Here is a 21034-nt window from a genome sequence, read left to right as displayed (position 1 = left end):
AAATGATGTTAAAACCCTCTATTGATACCTTGCTCGACAAGGTTCCATCAAAATATTCACTCGTAATCTTGGAAGCAAAACGTGCCCACGAATTGGAAGCAGGTGCGCCAGCAACTCAAGGTTTCAAGTCTGAAAAATCAACTCTTCGCGCTTTAGAAGAAATCGAATCAGGAAACGTTACAATTCACCCAGATCCAGAAGGAAAACGTGAAGCTGTGCGTCGCCGTATCGAAGAAGAAAAACGCCGCAAAGAAGAAGAAGAAAAGAAAATCAAAGAGCAAATCGCTAAAGAAAAAGAAGATGGTGAAAAAATTTAAGGTTGGGGGGACTCAATCTTATTTTTTCTATTGCAAGAATGTACTGACAAGGAGGAGGTGAGAAGATGTCTATAGCTAAGATTATCGTTGATGTGCCCTTGATGCAGACGGACCAGCCCTATAGTTATAGGATTCCTGCGGAATTTGAGGGAATGTTGGAAGTTGGAATGCGGGTACATGTGCCTTTTGGTAAGGGCAATCGCCTGATTCAAGGGATTGTTCTTGGTTTGGAGTCCCAATTGGATGAAGAAGAGATGGAGCAAGATTTAAAAGATATTGCTGAGGTGCTGGATTTTTCTCCTGTTCTCACGCAAGAACAACTCTGGCTAGCTGAAGAGCTCCGCAAGTCCGTCTTTTCCTATAAAATCTCTATCCTCAAGGCTATGCTTCCAGGATTTCTGAACTCCAGCTATGATAAGATTCTCTATCCTCTGGCAGGTCTGAGTCAGGCAGACAAAAAGCGCTTGTTTGGTTCAGAAGATTCGCTTGCTTTTTCTTCTCTGGATTTAGCTAAGCAAGCTGAAATGATGCGTTTGACTAGAAAAGGCCTGCTTGGTCTGGAATATCAGGCAATTGATCAAAAGAAGATCAAGACCCAGTCTTGGTATGAGGTGAATCTTGCTCAATTAGAAAGTGTAGAGATTTCTGCGCGTGCCAAGAAAAAGTTGGAATTGAGAGACTATTTATTGTCTCATCCTGAGAGTGCTTCCTTGGCTAGTTTGTTAGAGTCCTACTCGCGGGAGCAAGTCAACTTCTTTGTGGAAAAAGGTGCTGTGACCATAGTCCAAAAGGAAGTTCAACGCTCGGCTTCTTATTTTGAAGGCATTGAGGCAAGTCAGCCTTTGGAGTTGAATCCAGAGCAAAGACAGGCGCGTGATGCGGTTGTCAATGCTATTGGCAGTCATCAGCCCCCCTTCCTCCTTCAAGGGATTACAGGAAGTGGGAAGACGGAGGTTTACTTGCAGATTATCCAAGGGGCCTTGGACAAGGGCAAGACAGCTATTTTGCTGGTGCCTGAGATTTCCTTGACTCCACAAATGACGGAGCGTTTTATTGCTCGATTTGGTGAGAAAGTAGCCATTCTTCACTCAGGTCTGTCCAATGGTGAAAAGTATGATGAATGGCGTAAGGTCGAGCGTGGAGACGCTCAAGTTGTTGTGGGTGCCAGATCTGCCATCTTTGCTCCGCTGAAAAATCTAGGTGTTATAATTATAGATGAGGAGCATGAAGCGACTTATAAGCAGGACAGTAATCCCCGTTATCATGCTAGAGAGGTAGCTATTTTACGGGCTCAGTATAATCAAGCAGCCCTGGTACTTGGTTCAGCAACTCCTAGTCTGGAAAGCCGTGCTAGGGCTGGAAAAGGTGTCTATCAACATTTACGTCTGACCCAACGCGCCAATCCTTTAGCTAGGATCCCTGAGGTTCAAGTAATTGACTTTCGAGACTATATCGGACAAAATGAGACATCAAACTTTACGCCTCCTTTGCTAGAATGTATCCAAGACCGTCTGGCTAAAAAAGAGCAGGTGGTTCTCATGCTGAATCGCCGTGGTTATTCTAGCTTTGTCATGTGTCGGGAATGTGGGACAGTAGATACTTGTCCCAACTGTGATATTTCCCTGACATTGCACATGGATACCAAGACCATGAATTGCCATTATTGTGGTTTTTCGAAGGATATTCCTCACGTTTGCCCCAACTGTAAGAGTCGCAGTATTCGTTACTACGGGACGGGAACTCAGAAGGCTTATGACGAGCTAGCAGAACTCTTTCCGCAGGCCCGCATTCTACGGATGGATGTGGATACGACTCGTAAGAAAGGTAGTCATCAAGCTCTCCTTGACCAGTTTGGTCGAGGGGAAGCAGATATTTTACTAGGTACTCAGATGATTGCCAAGGGATTGGATTTTCCAAATGTGACATTAGTCGGAGTGCTCAATGCGGATACGGCCTTGAATCTACCAGATTTCCGTTCTTCTGAGAGAACCTTCCAGCTCTTGACTCAGGTGGCAGGTCGGGCAGGACGTGCGGAAAAAGCTGGGCAGGTCTTGATTCAGTCTTACAATCCTCAGCACTACGCTATTCGATTTGCAAAAGACCAAGACTACGAAGGCTTTTACGCTTATGAAATGGGTATCAGACGACAACTTGGCTATCCACCTTACTATTTCACCATTGGCATTACCCTTTCTCACAAGAAAGAAGAAGAGGTGGTCAAACGTGCTTATGAAGTTATGAACATTTTGCGGTCAGGTTTATCAGAGACCAGTCACATTCTGGGGCCGACGCCAAAACCTATTGCTCGTACCCATAACCTCTATCATTACCAGATTTTAATTAAATACCGTTTAGAAGATGAGCTGGGGCCGACCCTCAACCAGGTCTTGGCCTTGACGCAAGAACGGGAAAATAGTGAGCTCCGTCTCAGCATTGACCATGAGCCACAGCAATTTTTATAAGAAGGAGAAGATATGACAAAATTAATCTTTATGGGGACCCCCGACTTTTCAGCAACAGTTTTAAAAGGGCTTTTGACAGACGACCGTTACGAAATTCTATCCGTTGTGACCCAGCCAGACCGTGCTGTCGGCCGTAAAAAAGTTATCCAGGAAACCCCAGTTAAACAAGCTGCCAAAGAGGCAGGACTTCCTATCTACCAACCTGAAAAACTATCTGGAAGTCCAGAGATGGAAGATCTTATGAAGCTAGGAGCAGATGGAATTGTGACTGCTGCTTTTGGGCAGTTTCTCCCAAGTAAACTCCTTGATAGCATGGACTTTGCGGTCAATGTTCACGCTTCTCTTCTTCCTAAACATCGTGGTGGAGCGCCAATCCATTATGCCTTGATTCAAGGAGATGAGGAAGCTGGTGTGACCATTATGGAAATGGTTAAGGAAATGGATGCAGGGGATATGATTTCTCGTCGTAGTATTCCGATTACGGATGAGGACAATGTCGGGACCTTGTTTGAGAAATTAGCTCTTGTTGGTCGCGATTTGCTTTTGGATACTTTGCCTGCCTACATTGCTGGTGACATCAAACCTGAACCGCAAGAACAAAGCCAAGTTACCTTTTCTCCAAATATCAAGCCAGAAGAAGAAAAATTGGACTGGACTAAAAGCAATCGTCAACTTTTCAACCAAATCCGTGGAATGAATCCGTGGCCTGTTGCCCATACTTTCCTTAAGGGTGACCGCTTTAAGATTTATGAAGCCCTAGCAGTAGAAGGTCAGGGCAATCCAGGTGAAATCCTTTCTATCGGCAAGAAAGAATTGATTGTCGCAACGGCAGAAGGGGCTCTATCCCTCAAACAAGTGCAGCCAGCTGGTAAACCTAAGATGGACATTGCTTCCTTCCTCAACGGAGTTGGACGTACATTGACTGTAGGAGAACGATTTGGTGACTAAAGTAGAAACGGCTAGAAGTTTAGCCCTAGCGGTATTAGAAGATGTCTTTATCAATCAAGCATACTCAAACATCGCCTTGAATAAGCATCTCAAGGGAAGTCAACTTTCGGTAGCAGACAAGGGCTTGGTGACCGAGCTGGTCTATGGAACGGTAGCCCGTAAACTGACTCTAGAATGGTATCTGTCCCACTTTATCGAAGACAGAGACCAGTTAGATAGTTGGCTTTATGTCCTTCTTCTCATGAGTGCCTACCAGCTCCGCTATTTGAACAAGATTCCAGATCATGCTGTGGTCAATGAAGCAGTGGAATTGGCCAAAGTTCGTAAAAAAGGCAGTGAAAAATTAGTCAACGCCGTCCTTCGTCGTATTCTGCGTGAAGGCTGGCCAGATATTGCTAGCATCAAACGAAAAAACAAGCGTGATTCCATTGCCTATTCTCTCCCAGTTTGGCTAGTTGCCAAGCTCAAGGAAGAATACGGAGAAGAGCGAGCGCAAGCTATCTTTGAAAGTCTTTTGGTGCGAAACAAGGCCAGCATTCGTGTAACAGACTTAGGACGAAAAGAGGAAATCCAAGCCTTGTTGGAGGCCAGTGAGTCATCCTTGTCTCCTTCTGGTTTGGTTAAGGAGCAGGGGCATTTTGCAGGCCATGATTTGTTTGCGGATGGAGCCATTACCATCCAAGACGAGTCCAGTCAGCTTGTTGCTCCGACGCTTGATTTACAAGGTGATGAGCAGGTTCTAGATGCCTGTGCAGCTCCAGGTGGAAAAACAGCCCATATAGCCTCTTATCTCACGACAGGTCAGGTTACTGCTCTGGACTTGTATGACCACAAGTTGGACTTAATCCAAGAAAATGCCCAACGTCTGGGTGTGGCGGATCGGGTTCAAACGCAAAAATTGGATGCCAGAAAGGTACATGAGTTTTTTGGTCAGGATTCTTTTGATAAGATTTTGGTGGATGCTCCCTGTTCAGGAATCGGTCTTCTGCGCCGAAAACCAGACATCAAATACAATAAAGAAACGGCAGATTTCGCTTCCTTGCAGGAAATTCAGCTAGAAATATTAGGTAGTGTTTGTCAAACACTACGCAAAGGTGGTATAATAACTTATAGTACCTGTACTATTGTCTCAGAGGAGAACTTTCAAGTCGTACAGGCATTTTTAGAAAGTCATCCTGAATTTGAGCAGGTAACACTAGAACATGAATGTAAGGATATCATGAAAGATGGCTGTATCCTCATCACACCTGAATTGTATGGAAGTGATGGATTCTTCATCAGTCAATTTCGCAAGATATCGGATTAGGAAGGAACTAACACATGGAAATTTCATTATTAACAGATGTTGGTCAGAAACGAACAAATAACCAAGACTATGTCAACCACTATGTCAATAGAGCTGGACGTACCATGATTATTTTAGCTGATGGGATGGGAGGTCATCGCGCAGGAAATATTGCTAGTGAAATGGCAGTAACAGACCTAGGTATAGCTTGGGTTGATACCCAAATCGATACAGTCAATGAAGTGCGTGAATGGTTCGCCAATTACCTAGAAATTGAAAATCAAAAGATTCATCAACTTGGACAAGATGATGCCTATAAAGGAATGGGAACAACTCTTGAGGCTGTTGCTATTATTGGCAATCAGGCTATCTATGCCCACATTGGTGATTCTCGTATCGGTTTGATTCGTGGAGAAGAATACCACCAGTTAACGAGCGATCATTCCTTGGTCAATGAATTGCTCAAGGCAGGTCAATTGACGCCAGAAGAAGCAGCTAGCCACCCACAGAAAAATATTATTACCCAGTCTATCGGTCAAAAAGATGAAGTTCAACCTGATTTTGGAATAATTACCCTTGAGCTAGGAGACTATCTCTTGCTCAATAGTGATGGTTTGACCAACATGATTTCAGGCAGTGAGATTTGTGATATTGTAACCAGTGATATTCCTTTGGCAGATAAAACAGCGACGCTCGTGCGTTTTGCTAACAATGCAGGAGGTTTAGACAACATTACGGTTGCCCTTGTTTCTATGAACGAGGAGGATGCAGAATGATCCAAATCGGCAAGATTTTTGCCGGACGCTATCGGATTGTGAAACAGATTGGCCGAGGAGGCATGGCAGATGTCTATTTGGCCAAGGATTTAATTCTAGACGGAGAAGAAGTGGCAGTGAAGGTCCTGAGGACCAACTACCAGACGGACCCGATAGCTGTAGCTCGTTTTCAGCGTGAAGCGAGAGCTATGGCAGATCTAGACCATCCTCATATCGTTCGGATAACAGATATTGGTGAGGAAGACGGTCAACAGTATCTTGCAATGGAGTATGTTGCTGGACTAGACCTCAAACGTTATATCAAGGAACACTATCCTCTTTCTAATGAAGAAGCCGTCCGTATCATGGGACAAATCCTCCTAGCCATGCGTTTGGCCCATACCAGAGGAATTGTTCACAGGGACTTAAAACCTCAAAATATCCTCTTGACACCGGATGGGACTGCCAAGGTTACAGACTTTGGGATTGCAGTAGCCTTTGCAGAGACGAGTCTGACTCAGACTAACTCTATGCTGGGCTCAGTTCATTACTTGTCACCTGAGCAGGCGCGTGGTTCGAAGGCGACTGTACAGAGTGATATCTATGCCATGGGGATTATTTTCTATGAGATGCTGACAGGTCATATTCCTTACGATGGAGATAGTGCGGTGACCATTGCCCTTCAGCATTTCCAGAAACCACTGCCCTCAGTTATTGATGAAAATCCATCTGTGCCTCAGGCTTTGGAAAATGTTGTTATCAAGGCAACTGCCAAGAAATTGACAGATCGCTACAAATCAGTAGCTGAAATGTATGTGGATTTGTCTAGTAGTTTGTCTTATAATCGTCGTAATGAACCAAAGCTGGTCTTTGACGATGCGACTAAGGCGGACACCAAGACACTACCAAAGGTATCCCAGAGTACCTTGACCTCGATTCCTAAGGTGCAAACACAAAGTCCGAAGCCACAGACTACGAAGCCGAGTCAGCAGGTTTCAGAAGACAATTACGTAACCAAGCCTGTTAAGAAACGAAAATTTAGAGTTCGTTATATGATTTTGTTGGCCAGCATTGTATTGGTGGCAGCTTCTCTTATTTGGATACTATCCAGAACTCCTGCAACCATTGCCATTCCAGATGTGGCAGGTCAGACAGTTGCGGAAGCCAAGGAAACGCTCAAGAAAGCCAATTTTGAGATTGGCGAGGAGAAATCAGAGGCTAGTGAAAAGGTGGAAGAAGGGCGGATTATCCGTACAGATCCTGAAGCTGGAAAGACTCGAAAAGAAGGAACGAAAATCAATTTGGTTGTCTCATCAGGCAAGCAATCTTTCCAATTGAGCAATTATATCGGCCGTAAATCAACAGATGTTATTGCAGAACTCAAGCAGAAGAAGGTTCCTGAAAATCTCATCAAGATTGAGGAAGAAGAATCAAGCGAGAGCGAAGCAGGAACCGTTCTCAGACAGAGTCCAGCTGCTGGAACAACCTATGATTTGAGCAAGGCATCAACGATTACCTTAACCGTTGCTAAGAAAGTAACCAGCGTTGCCATGCCAAGTTATACAGGATCTAGTCTTGAATTTACTAAAAACAATCTCGTTCAAATTGTCGGTATTAAAGAAGCCAATATTGAAGTTGTGGAAGTGTCGACAGCTCCTGATGGAACTGCTGAGGGTACAGTCGTTGAACAGAGTCCAAAAGCGGGTGAAAAGGTTGATTTGACTAAGACGCGTGTCAAGATTTCAATCTACAAACCAAAAACACCGCCGTTAACGTCATCATCAGCACCATCCCAACGTGGAAACCAAGGTTCTACTACAACACCAAGTCAGGGGAACCAACAAGGAAATCAACGAGGGAATGCACCTACTACTCAGTCAAGTAGTGAAGGCAACCACGAAAATTCACGTGATTAAACGAATCTTTGTCATGATTTCATGGCAAAGATTTTTTTTGACTCCAGATTTGTGATAGAATAGAGGGAGTTGATAAAAGGAGGCAAGCATGGAAGAATCAAGAGAATTAAATGCCGTAATCGATGTGATTATGTTAGCTGGAACCATTCTTCTCAAAAGTGGTTCAGAGATTCATCGCGTAGAAGATACCATGATTCGGATTGCGCATTCGCAGGGGATTGTGGATTGCAATGTTCTTGCCATGCCTGCCGCCATCTTTTTCTCCATTGAAAATACCAATATTTCGCGAATGAAGCGCGTAACCTCCTCTTCTTATAACATAGAAAAAGTCTGTGATGTGAACCAAATTTCTCGTCAGCTGGTTGGGGGGCAAATTGATTTAGAAACGGCCTTTAAGCAATTGACGGCCTTACAATCCCAACCCCTTCCTTATACTAAGTTGCAGGTAACTTTGGCTGCGACTTTTAGTGCTCCTTTCTTTTCAGTTATGTTTAGTGGAAATATCTACGACGCACTTGGGGCAGGAGTGGCGACCTTATTTGGTTTTGCCTTTTCCCTCTATGTGGAGAAGTTTATCCGAATTCCTTTTGTGACAGCCTTTGCTGGAGCCTTTGTCTTTGGGATGATAGCCCAGTTTTGGGCTCGCTACACAGGCTTTCCTTCAACAGCAGATTTGATTATAGCTGGTGCGGTCATGCCTTTTGTACCAGGAATTGCTTTGACCAATGCGGTTCGTGATATTATGACTAATCACATAAACTCTGGTATGAGCAAGATGTTTGAATCCCTGCTCATTACCCTTGCTTTAGGGGCAGGAACTTCTGTCGCCTTAGTATTGATGAACTAATATGACACTAACGACCTTTTTATTACAAGCAGTAGCAAGTCTTCTTGCCATTATTACATTTTTAATCGTACTCAATGTGCAACGCTCTATGCTTTTACCTGGAGGGATTTTGGGCATGGCTGTCTGGCTAATTTATCTTTTGCTCAAGGAACCGACCAATGTTATTGTGGCTACTTTTATTGCAGCCATTATCGGTTCTTGTGTCAGCCAGATTTTAAGTATTCTTTATAAGACACCTGCTGTGGTCTTTATCTTGGCCATCTTGGCACCTCTGGTTCCGGGTTATCTCTCCTATCGGACAACTGCCTTTTTTGTGACAGGAGATTACAGTCATGCCATTGCTAGTGCAACCTTGGTTGTTATGTTGGCTTTGGTGATTTCCATTGGAATGGCTAGTGGAACAGTGATTCTCAGACTCTATTCTCACTTACGAAAGCAGCAAAATAATTAGAATAATAAGGGACTTGATTTGGTGAATCAAGTCTTTTTTCTCTCTTTTACTGCCATTTGTGATAAAATAGTATAGAACGATTTTTTACATGAATGATAAAATAGAGGTAAATATGACAATCGGTATTGATAAGATTGGTTTTGCGACCAGTCAATATGTCTTGAAATTACAAGACTTAGCAGAAGCGAGGGGAATTGACCCTGAAAAATTAAGCAAAGGACTCTTACTCAAGGAATTGAGTATTGCGCCTCTAACTGAGGATATCGTGACCTTGGCAGCCAGTGCTAGTGACTCTATTTTAACTGAGCAAGAAAGGGCAGAAATTGATATGGTCATTGTGGCTACTGAGTCAGGAATCGACCAGAGTAAGGCTGCTGCCGTCTTTGTGCATGGATTGTTGGGGATCCAGCCCTTTGCTCGTAGTTTCGAGATTAAAGAAGCCTGCTATGGAGCGACAGCTGCCCTTCATTATGCCAAATTGCATGTGGAAAATTCTCCAGAGTCCAAGGTCTTGGTCATTGCCAGTGATATTGCCAAGTACGGTATTGAAACTCCAGGAGAACCAACTCAGGGTGCTGGCAGTGTGGCCATGTTGATTACACAGAATCCACGCATTATGGCCTTTAATAATGACAATGTGGCTCAGACTCGTGACATTATGGATTTTTGGCGTCCAAATTACTCAACAACCCCTTATGTAAATGGTGTCTATTCTACCCAACAATACTTGGATAGTTTGAAAACGACTTGGCTTGAATATCAAAAACGCTACCAGCTTACTTTGGATGATTTTGCAGCTGTTTGCTTCCACTTGCCTTATCCTAAATTGGCGCTAAAAGGCTTGAAAAAAATCATGGATAAGAGCCTGCCTCAGGAGAAAAAAGACCTCTTGCAAAACCATTTTGACCAGTCTATTCTCTACAGTCAAAAGGTGGGGAATATCTACACAGGTTCGCTTTTCCTTGGACTTTTGTCTCTCTTGGAAAATACAGATAGCTTGAAAGCTGGGGATAAAATCGCCCTTTATAGTTATGGAAGCGGGGCTGTGGCTGAGTTCTTCAGTGGTGAATTGGTTGAAGGATATGAAGTTTATTTGGATAAAGACCGTTTGAACAAGCTCAACCAACGAACTGCCCTGTCTGTTGCAGACTATGAAAAAGTCTTCTTTGAAGAAGTAGACTTAGATGAAACAAACTCTGCCCAGTTTTCTGGATATGAAAATCAAGATTTTGCTTTGGTTGAAATTGTTGACCACCAACGCCGTTATAGCAAGGTTGAGAAATAATGAAGATAAGTTGGAATGGATTTTTTAAAAAATCATACCAAGAGCGCCTCGAGCTGTTAAAAGCTCAGGCACTCCTTAGTCCTGAGAGACAAGGGAGTTTAGAGCAGGATGAACAGATGAGTGTGACTGTGGCAGACCAGCTGAGTGAGAATGTAGTGGGAACTTTTTCTCTGCCTTATTCGCTGGTCCCAGAGGTTCTCGTTAACGGTCAGGAATACACAGTTCCCTATGTGACAGAAGAACCGTCCGTGGTTGCTGCGGCTTGCTATGCCAGTAAAATCATCAAGCGTGCAGGTGGTTTTAATGCTCAAGTCCATGAGCGCCAGATGATTGGGCAGGTAGCCCTTTATCAAGTTGCTGATTCTGATCTAGCGCTAGAGAAGATTTCCGACAAGAAAGCAGAACTCTTAGAACTTGCCAATCAAGCCTATCCTTCTATCGTTAAACGAGGAGGTGGGGCGCGTGATTTGCATGTAGAGCAGATCAAAGGTGAAACAGACTTTCTCGTTGTTTATCTCCATGTCGATACCCAGGAAGCCATGGGTGCTAATATGCTCAACACCATGCTGGAAGCCTTGAAACCAGTCTTAGAAGAACTGAGTCAGGGACAGAGTCTCATGGGAATTCTGTCTAATTACGCGACCGATTCTCTGGTGACTGCAAGTTGTCGTATCGCTTTTCGCTACTTGAGTCGCCAAAAGGATCAAGGACGAGAAATTGCGGAGAAAATCGCTTTGGCTAGCCAATTTGCGCAGGCTGATCCGTATCGTGCTGCTACTCATAATAAAGGAATTTTTAATGGTATTGATGCCATTTTGATTGCCACTGGTAATGACTGGCGTGCCATCGAATCTGGGGCCCATGCTTTTGCCAGTCAAGACGGACGCTATCAAGGTCTTAGCCGATGGACGCTGGATCTTGAAAGAGAAGAATTGGTCGGTGAGATGACCTTGCCTATGCCTGTAGCGACCAAGGGCGGTTCTATCGGTCTCAACCCTCGTGTAGCTCTCAGTCATGAACTACTGGGAAATCCTTCTGCCAAAGAATTAGCCCAGATTATCGTGTCTATCGGTCTTACCCAAAATTTTGCAGCCCTCAAAGCCTTGGTGAGTACAGGGATTCAGCAAGGTCACATGAAATTGCAGGCCAAATCCTTGGCACTCCTAGCAGGTGCTAGTGAATCTGAAGTTGCTTGCCTAGTAGAGCGCCTTATTGCAGATAAAACCTTTAACTTAGAGACAGCCCAGCGTTATCTAGAAAACTTAAGATCATAAAAAAACTCAGACGGATTGGTCTGAGTTTTCTTGTGCTTAAATACTTTTTCCTGGCAATAATGTAACTGGTAAGAAGTAACCTGTTGTCGCGACTTCCTTGCCTTCGATCTTCTGCAAGAGGAGATCAACAGTGAGGCAGGCAATTTCTTCTAAGGGTTGCTTGATAGTAGCCAGTTGAGGGTAGTAATTCTCGATAAAGTAGGTCCCATCATAGCCGATGACTTTAAGCTCTTCCGGGACAGAAATTCCTAACTCTTGAGCGATTTTAATGACTAGAATAGCTGTCAAATCATCTGAAGCAAAGATGGCATCTGGTTTTTGACGGGTCAAGATATTTTTGATTTCCATTTCTTTTCTGACAGGAGAAAAGTCACTGGAAACATTGATAATAGGAGCTTTTGGGAGTACAGATGCAAAACCAGCGTGGCGCAGTCCCGTTGGCGAATTGGAATTGTCATTCCCTGTAATCATGATGATAGACTGGGCGCCTGTCTTAACCAAGGTTTGGGCTGCTAGGACCCCACCAGCATAGTTGTCAGAGGAGACGACAGGGATGTCTGGAGACAGGTTTCGGTCAAAGGAAATAATCGGCGCTGTTACACGATTGTAGTCTTCAATTCCCAAGTTGTGACTGCCAGAAATGATGCCGTCCACCTGATTAGCTTCCAACATTTCGATGTACTCGCGTTCCTTCTCAGAATCATGCTCACTGTTGCAAATGATGGTCTTGTAGCCATTTTTGAAGAGTTGGTGTTCCAGCTTATCAATCAATTCTGCGTAGAAAACGTTGGAAATATTTGGGAAAATCAGGCCGATTAACTTAGCTGATTTTCCTTGCAGACTACGAGCCAGGTTGTTGGGTTTATAGCCCAATTCTCGCATGGCTTCATTGACCTTTTGAATGGTTTTTTCAGATAGATAGCCTTTTTTATTGATAACCCGAGAAACGGTAGTAGGGCTGACGCCTGCGAGTTTGGCGACATCAGTTAGTTTTGCGACCATAATCTAATTCATAGTAAGTTCCAGTTGGGTTTCCAGACTTGATCAGGATACCATTTTGGTCCGCATGTGGGAAGACACGACCAGAAAATACTTTTTCTCCTTTATTGATGAAAATTTCAAAGACAGAGTTATCGATGAAGATTGTAGCAGTAGTAGCCTGATTATCGATTGGGCAAGAACGAGTTGTCCCAAATTCTTGAGCATACTGTTCACCAGCCTGGCTACGATCTACTGTCACTTGACCATTTACAAGGTCAAAGTTGATTGCAAGTCCCTTGCCTTCTTTGTCAGCAAGTAAGACAATCTCGCTCTGGTTATTAGCTTCCAAGTTGAGCTCGAGTTCGTAGGTGTTATTGGTTTGAGCACGGTTTGAGAAGACTTCTTCAGAAGCACGAAGGTCCTTGATAGCTGCGACTGGGTATTGGTAGAGTTTGCCGTCTTTGATAGTCAGTTCTTTGACCAATGAGAAGGTTCCTTGGTGGTCAAAACGGTCAGATGGGTAAGAAACATCTGGCAAACCAAGCCAGCTAACTGCTAGAGCACGTCCATCAGGAGCGTTGAAGGCTTGAGTTGCATAGGCTTCGAAACCATAATCCATGTTTTGAAGTTGAGATACATCTACCATTTTGGCGTTTTCAGGGTCAAAGGAAGCCCCAATTTTGTACATATTTGGATAGATATTGTCGTAGTCTAGAACTTTCTTATCCAATCCTTGTGGGCAGTAGAGAAGGACAGGTTGCTCTCCTACAAAGACTAGATTTGGGCATTCCATCATGTAGGCAGTGCGGTCGTTAGCAAAGTCAAGGTCGCCAACTGCTTGCCAGTTTGTGTAGTCGTTGTCCACAGCCTTGTAGAGACGGACGAAGCCTTTTTTCTCCAAGTCCTGTCCTCCGACGATAGCATAATATTGACCTTTAAAGTTAAAAATTTGCGGATCGCGGAAGTGGTCAGTAGAGTCTGCTGGCTGGTCAATCAAGATCTTGTCAATCTTCGTAATCTTGCCATCCTTATCCATCAAAGCACCGATCTGGTAAGGGTGACGGATCCAGTTTTCATCACGGACATTTCCTGTATAGAATAGGAATAAGTTATCGCCAAACTGCATGGCAGAACCAGAGTAGGCACCGTGGCTATCTAATGGAGTATCAGGCAAAACTTTGACTCCAGTTTCTGTGAAATGAACCAAGTTCTCACTTTCCAATTGAACCCAAGATTTCAAACCGTGGGCTGCACCAAAAGGAAAGTTCTGATAAAAAACAATCCACTTTCCATCAAAGTAAGAAAAGCCATTTGGGTCGTTAAGAAGTCCTGTTTTTGGCTCAACATGATAATGAGTATGCCATGGAGATTGTGCCATATTTTCTTTAATATTCTTAATTTCTTCTTGCGTCCAATCTTGATAAAGTCTGTAACGACGCTCAGTTGTCCATTCCATTCTTCTATTCCTCCAAAAATCTTATCACTTTTAATAGTAACCGTTTTCGGAAAAAAAAGCAAGACTTTTATGTTAAAAAAGAGAAAAAACTGTCAAACGTTTATCATAAAATAAATGCAGGAAATCAATCAAATTTTCACAAAAATATGAAAGAGAATGAAATAAAACCCTTTTAACCAAGATTTTAAACTTATTTTTTTAAGGAACACCTGATAAAACAGTCAAAATCAATCAATCTAAAGCGAGCAAACTAAGTGGATAGAATATTTTTTCTGCAAAACGCTTGACATATTTCTAAAACATGATAAAATAATAGTCGTAGGGCGAATAAAATCGCTTTCAAACAAGAACAAAATTTTATATAAGGAGATTTTTGCAAATGAACAATCAGGAAATTGCAAAAAAAGTCATCGATGCCTTGGGTGGACGTGAAAATGTCAACAGTGTAGCTCATTGTGCGACTCGTCTTCGTGTCATGGTCAAAGATGAAGGAAAAATCAATAAAGAAGTGATTGAGAACTTGGAAAAAGTTCAAGGTGCTTTCTTTAACTCAGGTCAATACCAAATCATCTTTGGTACTGGTACAGTAAACAAAATGTACGATGAAGTTGTTGCACTTGGTTTACCAACATCATCTAAAGATGACATGAAAGCAGAAGCTGCTAAACAAGGGAACTGGTTCCAACGTGCTATCCGTACTTTCGGTGACGTTTTCGTTCCAATCATCCCAGTTATCGTAGCGACAGGTCTCTTCATGGGTGTGCGTGGTCTTTTCATTGCTCTTGAAATGCCACTTCCAGGAGACTTTGCAACTTACACACAAATCTTGACAGATACAGCCTTCATCATCTTGCCAGGTTTGGTTGTTTGGTCAACCTTCCGTGTATTCGGTGGTAACCCTGCCGTTGGTATCGTTCTTGGTATGATGCTTGTTTCTGGCTCACTTCCAAACGCTTGGGCAGTTGCTCAAGGTGGTGAAGTAACAGCTATGAACTTCTTTGGTTTCATCCCTGTTGTTGGTTTGCAAGGTTCCGTTCTTCCAGCCTTCATCATCGGGGTTGTCGGAGCTAAATTTGAAAAAGCTGTCCGCAAGGTCGTTCCAGATGTCATTGACCTTTTGGTAACACCATTCGTGACACTTTTGGTTATGTCTATCCTTGGACTATTTGTCATCGGACCAGTCTTTCACGTTGTTGAAAACTACATCCTTATCGCGACAAAAGCGATCCTTAGTATGCCATTTGGTCTTGGTGGTTTCTTGATTGGTGGGGTTCACCAATTGATCGTCGTGTCAGGTGTGCACCATATCTTCAACTTGCTTGAAGTTCAATTGCTTGCTGCTGACCATGCTAACCCATTCAACGCTATCATCACTGCGGCTATGACAGCTCAAGGTGCTGCGACTGTTGCGGTTGGTGTTAAAACTAAAAATCCAAAACTGAAAACACTTGCTTTCCCAGCTGCTCTTTCTGCCTTCCTCGGTATTACAGAGCCTGCTATCTTCGGGGTGAACTTGCGCTTCCGTAAACCATTCTTCCTCTCATTGATTGCTGGTGCAATCGGTGGTGGATTGGCTTCTATCCTTGGACTTGCTGGTAATGGTAGTGGTATCACCATCATCCCTGGTACAATGCTTTATGTTGGTAACGGACAACTTGCCCAATACCTTCTTATGGTAGCTGTATCATTTGCACTTGGTTTTGCTCTTACTTACATGTTTGGTTATGAGGATGAAAAAGAAGTTGCTACTGAAGTAGCGACAGAACGTTTGGTCCAAGAAGAAACAACTGGTAACATTCCAGCAGCTCTTCAAAATGAAACACTTGTAACTCCTATCGTTGGTGACGTTGTAGCTCTTGCTGATGTCAATGACCCAGTCTTCTCAAGTGGAGCTATGGGACAAGGTATCGCTGTGAAACCTAGCCAAGGTGTGGTCTATGCACCAGCTGATGCTGAAGTTTCAATCGCCTTTGCAACAGGACACGCCTTTGGTTTGAAAACAACTAATGGTGCTGAAGTCTTGATTCACGTTGGTATCGACACTGTAACAATGAACGGTGAAGGTTTCGAACAAAAAGTTGCCCAAGGTGACAAGGTGAAAGCAGGCGATGTTCTTGGAACATTTGACTCAAACAAAATCGCTGCAGCTGGTCTTGATGATACAACAATGGTTATCGTTACAAACACAGCTGACTTCTCTTCAGTAGCTCCAGTCGCAACAGGTTCAGTTGCGAAGGGGGATGCTGTGATCGAAGTGAAAATCTAACCAATCCTCTCTAATGTGAAAACGAACAAATGACATGTTTGTTCGTTTTTGCTTGAATGGTAAGATTTACAGAGGAAAATCTAAAAAATAGAGACATTTAGACTTTCGAAGTATGCTATAATAAAGAAAATAAAAACAAGAGGTTTATCATGACAAAATTATATGGAAGCTTGGAAGCGGGCGGTACAAAGTTTGTCTGTGCTGTCGGTGATGAAAACTTTAACGTTGTAGAAAAAACACAATTTCCAACAACAACTCCAATCGAAACAATCGATAAAACCATTGAGTTCTTCTCAAAATTCGACAACCTTGCTGGTCTTGCAGTTGGTTCATTTGGTCCGATTGATATTGACAAAAACTCAAAAACTTATGGCTTTATCACAACGACTCCAAAACCAAACTGGGCAAATGTGGACTTGCTTGGTGCCCTTCGTCGCGCCCTAAACGTGCCAATGTACTTCACTACAGACGTAAACAGCTCTGCTTATGGTGAAGTGGTTGCCCGTAACAATGCTGGTGGCCGTATCGAAAACTTGGTTTACTACACAATCGGTACAGGTATCGGTGCAGGTGTTATCCAACGTGGTGAGTTTATCGGTGGTGTGGGTCACCCTGAGATGGGTCATTATTATGTTGCTAGACACCCAATGGATATTGAAAAAGAGTTTAAGGGTGTTTGTCCTTTCCATAAGGGATGTTTGGAAGGCTATGCAGCTGGTCCAAGTTTGGAAGCTCGTACAGGTGTTCGTGGGGAAAATATTGAACTCAACAACCCTGTTTGGGATGTCCAAGCCTACTATATCGCTCAAGCTGCGGTTAATGCGACAGTGACTTTCCGACCAGACGTGATTGTCTTTGGTGGAGGGGTCATGGCTCAACAACACATGCTGGACCGTGTCCGTGAGAAATTTACATCTCTTCTCAATGGTTACCTACCAGTACCAGATGTGCGTGACTACATCGTCACTCCAGCAGTCGCAGGAAATGGTTCTGCCACACTTGGAAACTTTGTTCTTGCAAAAGAAGTTTCAAAATAAAACAAAAATCCGCTTGGGAAACCAAACGGATTTTGTGGTTGAAAACAATATTTTTGAGCCTTTCCTTAAGCGATTACGGACGGTAGCGACTTTCTTCGAAATTCCATACCTAAACTTTGAGCCTAATGTCTCAAAGTTTCCGAACACCTGAAATCATTAGATTTCAGGTGTTTCTATCACGGCGGAAAGGCTAGGTAAGTCCTCGCCTCACTATCGAAAAATAGTTATGATTTTCATACCAAAGTATATTTAGTATCAAGCTATAGTCAATCTACGTTCTAAAAATCCGCTTGGGAAACCAAACGGATTTTTTACATGTCAAAGCATTTGCCAGAAAAAGTCTATAATATAGGTCAGACCGTAGGTATAAACAACGAGGGTAAAAGGCTTGGTCAGAATGATGATGGTCATATAGCGCTTGAAACTCATCTTGGTCAGGGCAGCCAGCATACAGAGAAAGTCAGCTGGACTAATGGGCCAAATCATCATAAAAATAAAGAAACGGTCAAAACGATTGCCCTTATCCAACCAGCCGATATACTTGTCATAGGTACGCTTGCTGACGACAGATTGGACAAAGGCGGCCCCATAGAGGCGTACTAGATAAAAGATAATGGCACAGCCAATGACAATGCCGATATAGTTGTAGATAGTCCCGATGATGTGCCCGTAGATAAAGACGCCAGCCACCGAGGTCAAGGCCCCAGGAATGATAGGGACGACCGTTTGTAAAATCTGTAAAAAAATAAAGAGAGGTGGACCCCAGATACCTGCCTGCTGGATAAAGGCAGAGAGGGTTTCCTTAGACTGTAAAATCCCAGCCTGATAAGCCCAAATACAGAAAATCAAACTCCCAACCCCACCGACAATCGATGAGATATTGATAACTTGCTGTAAAAGGGGAGAAACAGCTTTCATTTGTTTATCCTGTGACATGTAAACTCCTCATAGATAGTATAACTCTACTATACCATATTTTGGAGGAGAAAGGGGGAATGAGTCTTTTTGATGAGGAATGGATAGTGAATAGGCCTTCGAGACTTAGAATAACCGTATTTCCATAAATCTAAAAATATCCTGCTGCTGACAGCGGTGGTCAATGCTCAAGAGGAATATGACCAAGTGGAAAGTAAGGCGCGTACTCACAAGTCTGCCAAGGAAGTTGGCAAGACTAGACAACTCCGTACCGAACTTTCAACTAGCTACGACCTCTTTATGCGCTATACCGCAGCCAGTGCAGAAGCTTACCCTGAAAAGGAACACCTGACTCAACTACTCAAGGAACTCAATAGCATCCGAGATAGCAAGCGTCGTCTCATCACTAGCAACAAGAAAGATAAAAAGACCAAACCAACAGAACCAGCCCAAGCAGCAGGATAAAGACAACCCCTTAGAAGCGGATTTCTAAGGGGATTTTTGTGGCTTCGTGGTATAATTTTATTAGGAAAATTAAAAAGAGAAAATAGATTCGATGTAAGATAGAAAGGAAAAGAATGCAAATACAGTTAATAAATTATAATGGGCGTAATGAAAATAATTATAGTGTAACGAAGTGTAATTCATTTGGGGAGGCCCATTCATTAGATTCTTATGATTTAAATATTATCGATTTGACTAGTTCATCAATTTGGTTAAATCGTTGTTATAATAAGGATTTTGAAAAACTAGGTTGCGATAATGACTTTCAAACGCTATTAACTAGCGTTTGTCACTCATCTAAGACAAAATTCTTATACATTCTACCACCAAATATTAGCTTTAAAACGGAATATGCAACACCAATTAGAGGAAGAGGCAAAGATTTTTTGTCTAGGGAGCAACTTAAAGATATTATCAGGTATTTGGTTCATAATTTAGAAAAAGTTATACCAATAGATATTGATTTGTATTACGAAAAAACTCATACAAATTTGTTAGGTACCAAACTATCAGCTGATTTCTACTTTGACTCAAGAATGGGGGACAATTATTATGACGGTTATAATCTACCAGAGGATATGGCTTATTCAGATGGAAGCGAAAAATTAGTATTTGTATCACATGGCAAGTATTCATTAACCACTCTACAAGCTAAAAATAATGATGAATTATCAGTCTTAGTACAAAATGTTTTGATGGATGAAACCGAAGAAGAGGCGCCTGACTGGTTTCAAGAACTACATTTTTTTGATGATATTAAGCAAGATGAAGCTATACAAATAGAAAATAAAAAGATTGAAGAGTCTAAAGATAAAATAAACATTTCAAAAGAAATAATTCGTGAAAATAAACGTTTTGAATCAATTTTATTTAAATCAGGATCAGAATTAGAAGTAATTTTGAGTGAAATGTTAGAAATAATGTGTGATGTTCAAAGTGAATTTGAAGATAGAAAAAATGAAGATTATTCTTTCGAGAAAGATGGGCTTCATTACATTTTTGAATTTAAAGGTCTAACAAAAGATGTAAAAAAATCAAATGTTTCACAATTAGTGACTCACGGACATATTTATGAAGAAACAAAAGAAGTTGTTCCAGACGTAATTAAAAAGATAATCATAGTAAATCGATTTAAGGATATAAAACCTGAGGAACGGCTACCTGTTAGCAATAATGTTATTGAAGTAGCCAGTAATGCAGCTAATAATGTGTTGATAATAGATAGTCTTATTTTCTTAAAAATGTTTGAACAGTTTAAAGCAGGAAAATTAAGTTCAGAAGATATACTATCTCGTTTCCGAGAAGTCGGCTTGTGTGAACTAAATAGATAGAAGGAATATGGTTAAATCAAATGTTAAACAGCATGTTGTTCCTAAAAGTTATTTAAAACGATTCGGTAAGAAAAATCTTAATAATAAAGGCTATAATATAGCAGTTAAACAATTAAAATCTAATAAAATTTTTATAGATTCAGTTGATAATGTGGCGTTTAGGAAAAACTTTTATGACGTTAGTGGTAAAAAAGATTCTAAATATTGGGAGAAATTTTTCTCTAGCGAGATCGAACCGTTATATGGACCAGAGATGACCAATATAATTGCTTCGCTAACATTATCTCAAAAAAAGAATGATGTTTTAACAGTTTCTCAGATTCACTCGTTATCTAAAATGATCACTTTTCAAGTGTTAAGAGTACCAGGATTTTTAGAACGTAGGTTTGAGAATGGGAAAATTATGTTTGATGAGACAATCAACGAAACATCCGAACAGTTTGAATTACATCCTGAAATAATAAAAGGCATATTAGAAGATTTTGTAAATAATAAAAATGATTTTATAAGAGATATGACTATTCCATTAATTGCAGAAGTAGACAGACTGGAAAAATTTTCTAAGGTATTAGTTGATAAAATTTGGTTAATTTATTTCAATAATTCTAGTCTTCCTTTTATTACAAGTGACTCTCCAGTTGTGATGTATAATTTCATTAGAAATTCAGTTTCTTACGCTGACAACGGTGTAGGAAGAGATGATATATTTATCTATTATCCATTGTCCAGTAAAATTCTAATTAAGATAGTACCAAAGAAGTTTTTTGGTGGAAATATGAAAAATTTGAACAATACACTAGGATTTTTTTCAAATCATGATATTCCTTTTATAAACTCAGTTAATAATCTTCAAGCTAAACACGCTGAGAGACAGATATTTGTTCATCCAGATTCTATAGATTACTTAAAAACTATTTCTTATTTATAACCTAAATAACGCGTTATTTTCGTTTTATATAAAGATAACCCCCTCTCCCTCCCTGTGGCGAGTGGGTTTTCTTAAA

The 21034-nt window shown here is 41.8% G+C and carries 17 protein-coding genes and 1 pseudogene; 15 read left to right on the top strand and 3 right to left on the bottom strand.

Translation table 11 applies throughout. The features are described 5' to 3' along the window. Nucleotides 1-2: 2 nt before the first annotated feature. The 10 genes from rpoZ to SMI_RS08200 all read left to right on the top strand — a co-directional run bounded on the left by rpoZ (nt 3) and on the right by SMI_RS08200 (nt 11540). Nucleotides 3-317, top strand: a complete 315-nt coding sequence (gene rpoZ, locus SMI_RS08245; protein WP_000979235.1) for a DNA-directed RNA polymerase subunit omega — start codon at nt 3-5, stop codon at nt 315-317. Nucleotides 318-382: 65 nt separating this feature from the next. Continuing rightward, nucleotides 383-2779, top strand: coding sequence for a primosomal protein N' (locus SMI_RS08240; protein ID WP_000020377.1), 2397 nt, complete (start codon nt 383-385; stop codon nt 2777-2779). 12 nt (nt 2780-2791) lie between these two features. After that, nucleotides 2792-3727 (top strand): methionyl-tRNA formyltransferase, encoded by a 936-nt coding sequence (fmt, locus tag SMI_RS08235; protein WP_000163711.1) that lies wholly within the window; start codon nt 2792-2794, stop codon nt 3725-3727. Further along, the gene (gene rsmB, locus SMI_RS08230; RefSeq protein ID WP_164925528.1) at nt 3720-5033 is read left to right on the top strand and encodes a 16S rRNA (cytosine(967)-C(5))-methyltransferase RsmB; all 1314 of its coding nucleotides are present in this window, start codon (nt 3720-3722) and stop codon (nt 5031-5033) included. Before fmt ends, rsmB begins: the two co-directional genes overlap by 8 nt. A 14-nt stretch (nt 5034-5047) precedes the next feature. Then, nucleotides 5048-5788: a Stp1/IreP family PP2C-type Ser/Thr phosphatase gene (locus SMI_RS08225; RefSeq protein ID WP_000406241.1), complete on the top strand. Its 741-nt coding sequence runs from the start codon at nt 5048-5050 to the stop codon at nt 5786-5788. After that, the gene (gene pknB, locus SMI_RS08220) at nt 5785-7683 is read left to right on the top strand and encodes a Stk1 family PASTA domain-containing Ser/Thr kinase (protein WP_000614548.1); all 1899 of its coding nucleotides are present in this window, start codon (nt 5785-5787) and stop codon (nt 7681-7683) included. Before SMI_RS08225 ends, pknB begins: the two co-directional genes overlap by 4 nt. Nucleotides 7684-7771: 88 nt before the next feature. Continuing rightward, nucleotides 7772-8530, top strand: coding sequence for a threonine/serine exporter family protein (locus tag SMI_RS08215; protein ID WP_000392949.1), 759 nt, complete (start codon nt 7772-7774; stop codon nt 8528-8530). Between the two features lies 1 nt (nt 8531). Further along, on the top strand, nt 8532-8981 hold the full coding sequence (locus SMI_RS08210; protein WP_012972578.1) for a threonine/serine exporter family protein: 450 nt from the start codon (nt 8532-8534) through the stop codon (nt 8979-8981). 112 nt (nt 8982-9093) lie between these two features. Beyond that, nucleotides 9094-10266, top strand: coding sequence for a hydroxymethylglutaryl-CoA synthase (locus SMI_RS08205; protein ID WP_000151949.1), 1173 nt, complete (start codon nt 9094-9096; stop codon nt 10264-10266). After that, nucleotides 10266-11540 carry a hydroxymethylglutaryl-CoA reductase, degradative gene (locus SMI_RS08200; protein WP_000704354.1) on the top strand — a complete coding sequence of 425 codons (1275 nt, stop codon included), beginning with the start codon at nt 10266-10268 and terminating at the stop codon, nt 11538-11540. Before SMI_RS08205 ends, SMI_RS08200 begins: the two co-directional genes overlap by 1 nt. 36 nt (nt 11541-11576) lie before the next feature. Here the strand turns inward: SMI_RS08200 and SMI_RS08195 are convergent, their stop codons facing one another. Then, nucleotides 11577-12542: a LacI family DNA-binding transcriptional regulator gene (locus tag SMI_RS08195; protein ID WP_000226009.1), complete on the bottom strand. Its 966-nt coding sequence runs from the start codon at nt 12540-12542 to the stop codon at nt 11577-11579. After that, nucleotides 12523-13977 (bottom strand): sucrose-6-phosphate hydrolase, encoded by a 1455-nt coding sequence (locus SMI_RS08190; protein ID WP_000455282.1) that lies wholly within the window; start codon nt 13975-13977, stop codon nt 12523-12525. The genes SMI_RS08195 and SMI_RS08190 overlap by 20 nt, the downstream gene beginning before the upstream one ends. Nucleotides 13978-14356: 379 nt before the next feature. On the opposite strand from SMI_RS08190, the gene SMI_RS08185 reads away from it, so the two are divergent. Both SMI_RS08185 and scrK read left to right on the top strand, forming a co-directional pair. Beyond that, entirely contained in the window at nt 14357-16243 is a 1887-nt protein-coding gene (locus tag SMI_RS08185) for a sucrose-specific PTS transporter subunit IIBC (RefSeq protein WP_001064570.1), read from the top strand. 149 nt (nt 16244-16392) lie between these two features. Continuing rightward, nucleotides 16393-17280, top strand: coding sequence for a fructokinase ScrK (gene scrK, locus SMI_RS08180; RefSeq protein WP_000164310.1), 888 nt, complete (start codon nt 16393-16395; stop codon nt 17278-17280). A 318-nt stretch (nt 17281-17598) separates the two neighbouring features. Here the strand turns inward: scrK and SMI_RS08175 are convergent, their stop codons facing one another. Next, nucleotides 17599-18216: a TVP38/TMEM64 family protein gene (locus SMI_RS08175; protein ID WP_000076168.1), complete on the bottom strand. Its 618-nt coding sequence runs from the start codon at nt 18214-18216 to the stop codon at nt 17599-17601. Nucleotides 18217-18360: 144 nt separating this feature from the next. Here SMI_RS08175 and SMI_RS08170 point away from each other — a divergent pair. The 3 genes and pseudogenes from SMI_RS08170 to SMI_RS08160 form a co-directional block, all read left to right on the top strand. Further along, nucleotides 18361-18660, top strand: a pseudogene (locus SMI_RS08170) (DUF6261 family protein); the annotation flags it as partial. Nucleotides 18661-18773: 113 nt separating this feature from the next. Further along, entirely contained in the window at nt 18774-20030 is a 1257-nt protein-coding gene (locus SMI_RS08165) for a hypothetical protein (RefSeq protein WP_001166913.1), read from the top strand. 7 nt (nt 20031-20037) lie between these two features. Further along, a complete protein-coding gene (locus tag SMI_RS08160; protein ID WP_000241006.1) occupies nt 20038-20958 on the top strand; it encodes a DUF4238 domain-containing protein in 921 nt (306 codons plus the stop codon). Nucleotides 20959-21034 lie beyond the last annotated feature (76 nt).

It is taken from the genome of Streptococcus mitis B6, from assembly GCF_000027165.1.
Lineage (GTDB): Bacteria > Bacillota > Bacilli > Lactobacillales > Streptococcaceae > Streptococcus > Streptococcus mitis_AR.
This window is presented reverse-complemented; position numbering and strand designations above follow the sequence as displayed.

Excerpts from the sequence above, each read along its gene's own strand:
- rpoZ (WP_000979235.1), top strand. The coding sequence starts at position 3 with ATGATGTTAAAACCCTCTATTGATACCTTGCTCGACAAGGTTCCATCA.
- SMI_RS08240 (WP_000020377.1), top strand. The coding sequence starts at position 383 with ATGTCTATAGCTAAGATTATCGTTGATGTGCCCTTGATGCAGACGGAC.
- fmt (WP_000163711.1), top strand. The coding sequence starts at position 2,792 with ATGACAAAATTAATCTTTATGGGGACCCCCGACTTTTCAGCAACAGTT.
- SMI_RS08225 (WP_000406241.1), top strand. The coding sequence starts at position 5,048 with ATGGAAATTTCATTATTAACAGATGTTGGTCAGAAACGAACAAATAAC.
- pknB (WP_000614548.1), top strand. The coding sequence starts at position 5,785 with ATGATCCAAATCGGCAAGATTTTTGCCGGACGCTATCGGATTGTGAAA.
- SMI_RS08215 (WP_000392949.1), top strand. The coding sequence starts at position 7,772 with ATGGAAGAATCAAGAGAATTAAATGCCGTAATCGATGTGATTATGTTA.
- SMI_RS08210 (WP_012972578.1), top strand. The coding sequence starts at position 8,532 with ATGACACTAACGACCTTTTTATTACAAGCAGTAGCAAGTCTTCTTGCC.
- SMI_RS08205 (WP_000151949.1), top strand. The coding sequence starts at position 9,094 with ATGACAATCGGTATTGATAAGATTGGTTTTGCGACCAGTCAATATGTC.
- SMI_RS08200 (WP_000704354.1), top strand. The coding sequence starts at position 10,266 with ATGAAGATAAGTTGGAATGGATTTTTTAAAAAATCATACCAAGAGCGC.
- SMI_RS08195 (WP_000226009.1), bottom strand. The coding sequence starts at position 12,542 with ATGGTCGCAAAACTAACTGATGTCGCCAAACTCGCAGGCGTCAGCCCT.
- SMI_RS08190 (WP_000455282.1), bottom strand. The coding sequence starts at position 13,977 with ATGGAATGGACAACTGAGCGTCGTTACAGACTTTATCAAGATTGGACG.
- SMI_RS08185 (WP_001064570.1), top strand. The coding sequence starts at position 14,357 with ATGAACAATCAGGAAATTGCAAAAAAAGTCATCGATGCCTTGGGTGGA.
- scrK (WP_000164310.1), top strand. The coding sequence starts at position 16,393 with ATGACAAAATTATATGGAAGCTTGGAAGCGGGCGGTACAAAGTTTGTC.
- SMI_RS08175 (WP_000076168.1), bottom strand. The coding sequence starts at position 18,216 with ATGTCACAGGATAAACAAATGAAAGCTGTTTCTCCCCTTTTACAGCAA.
- SMI_RS08165 (WP_001166913.1), top strand. The coding sequence starts at position 18,774 with ATGCAAATACAGTTAATAAATTATAATGGGCGTAATGAAAATAATTAT.
- SMI_RS08160 (WP_000241006.1), top strand. The coding sequence starts at position 20,038 with ATGGTTAAATCAAATGTTAAACAGCATGTTGTTCCTAAAAGTTATTTA.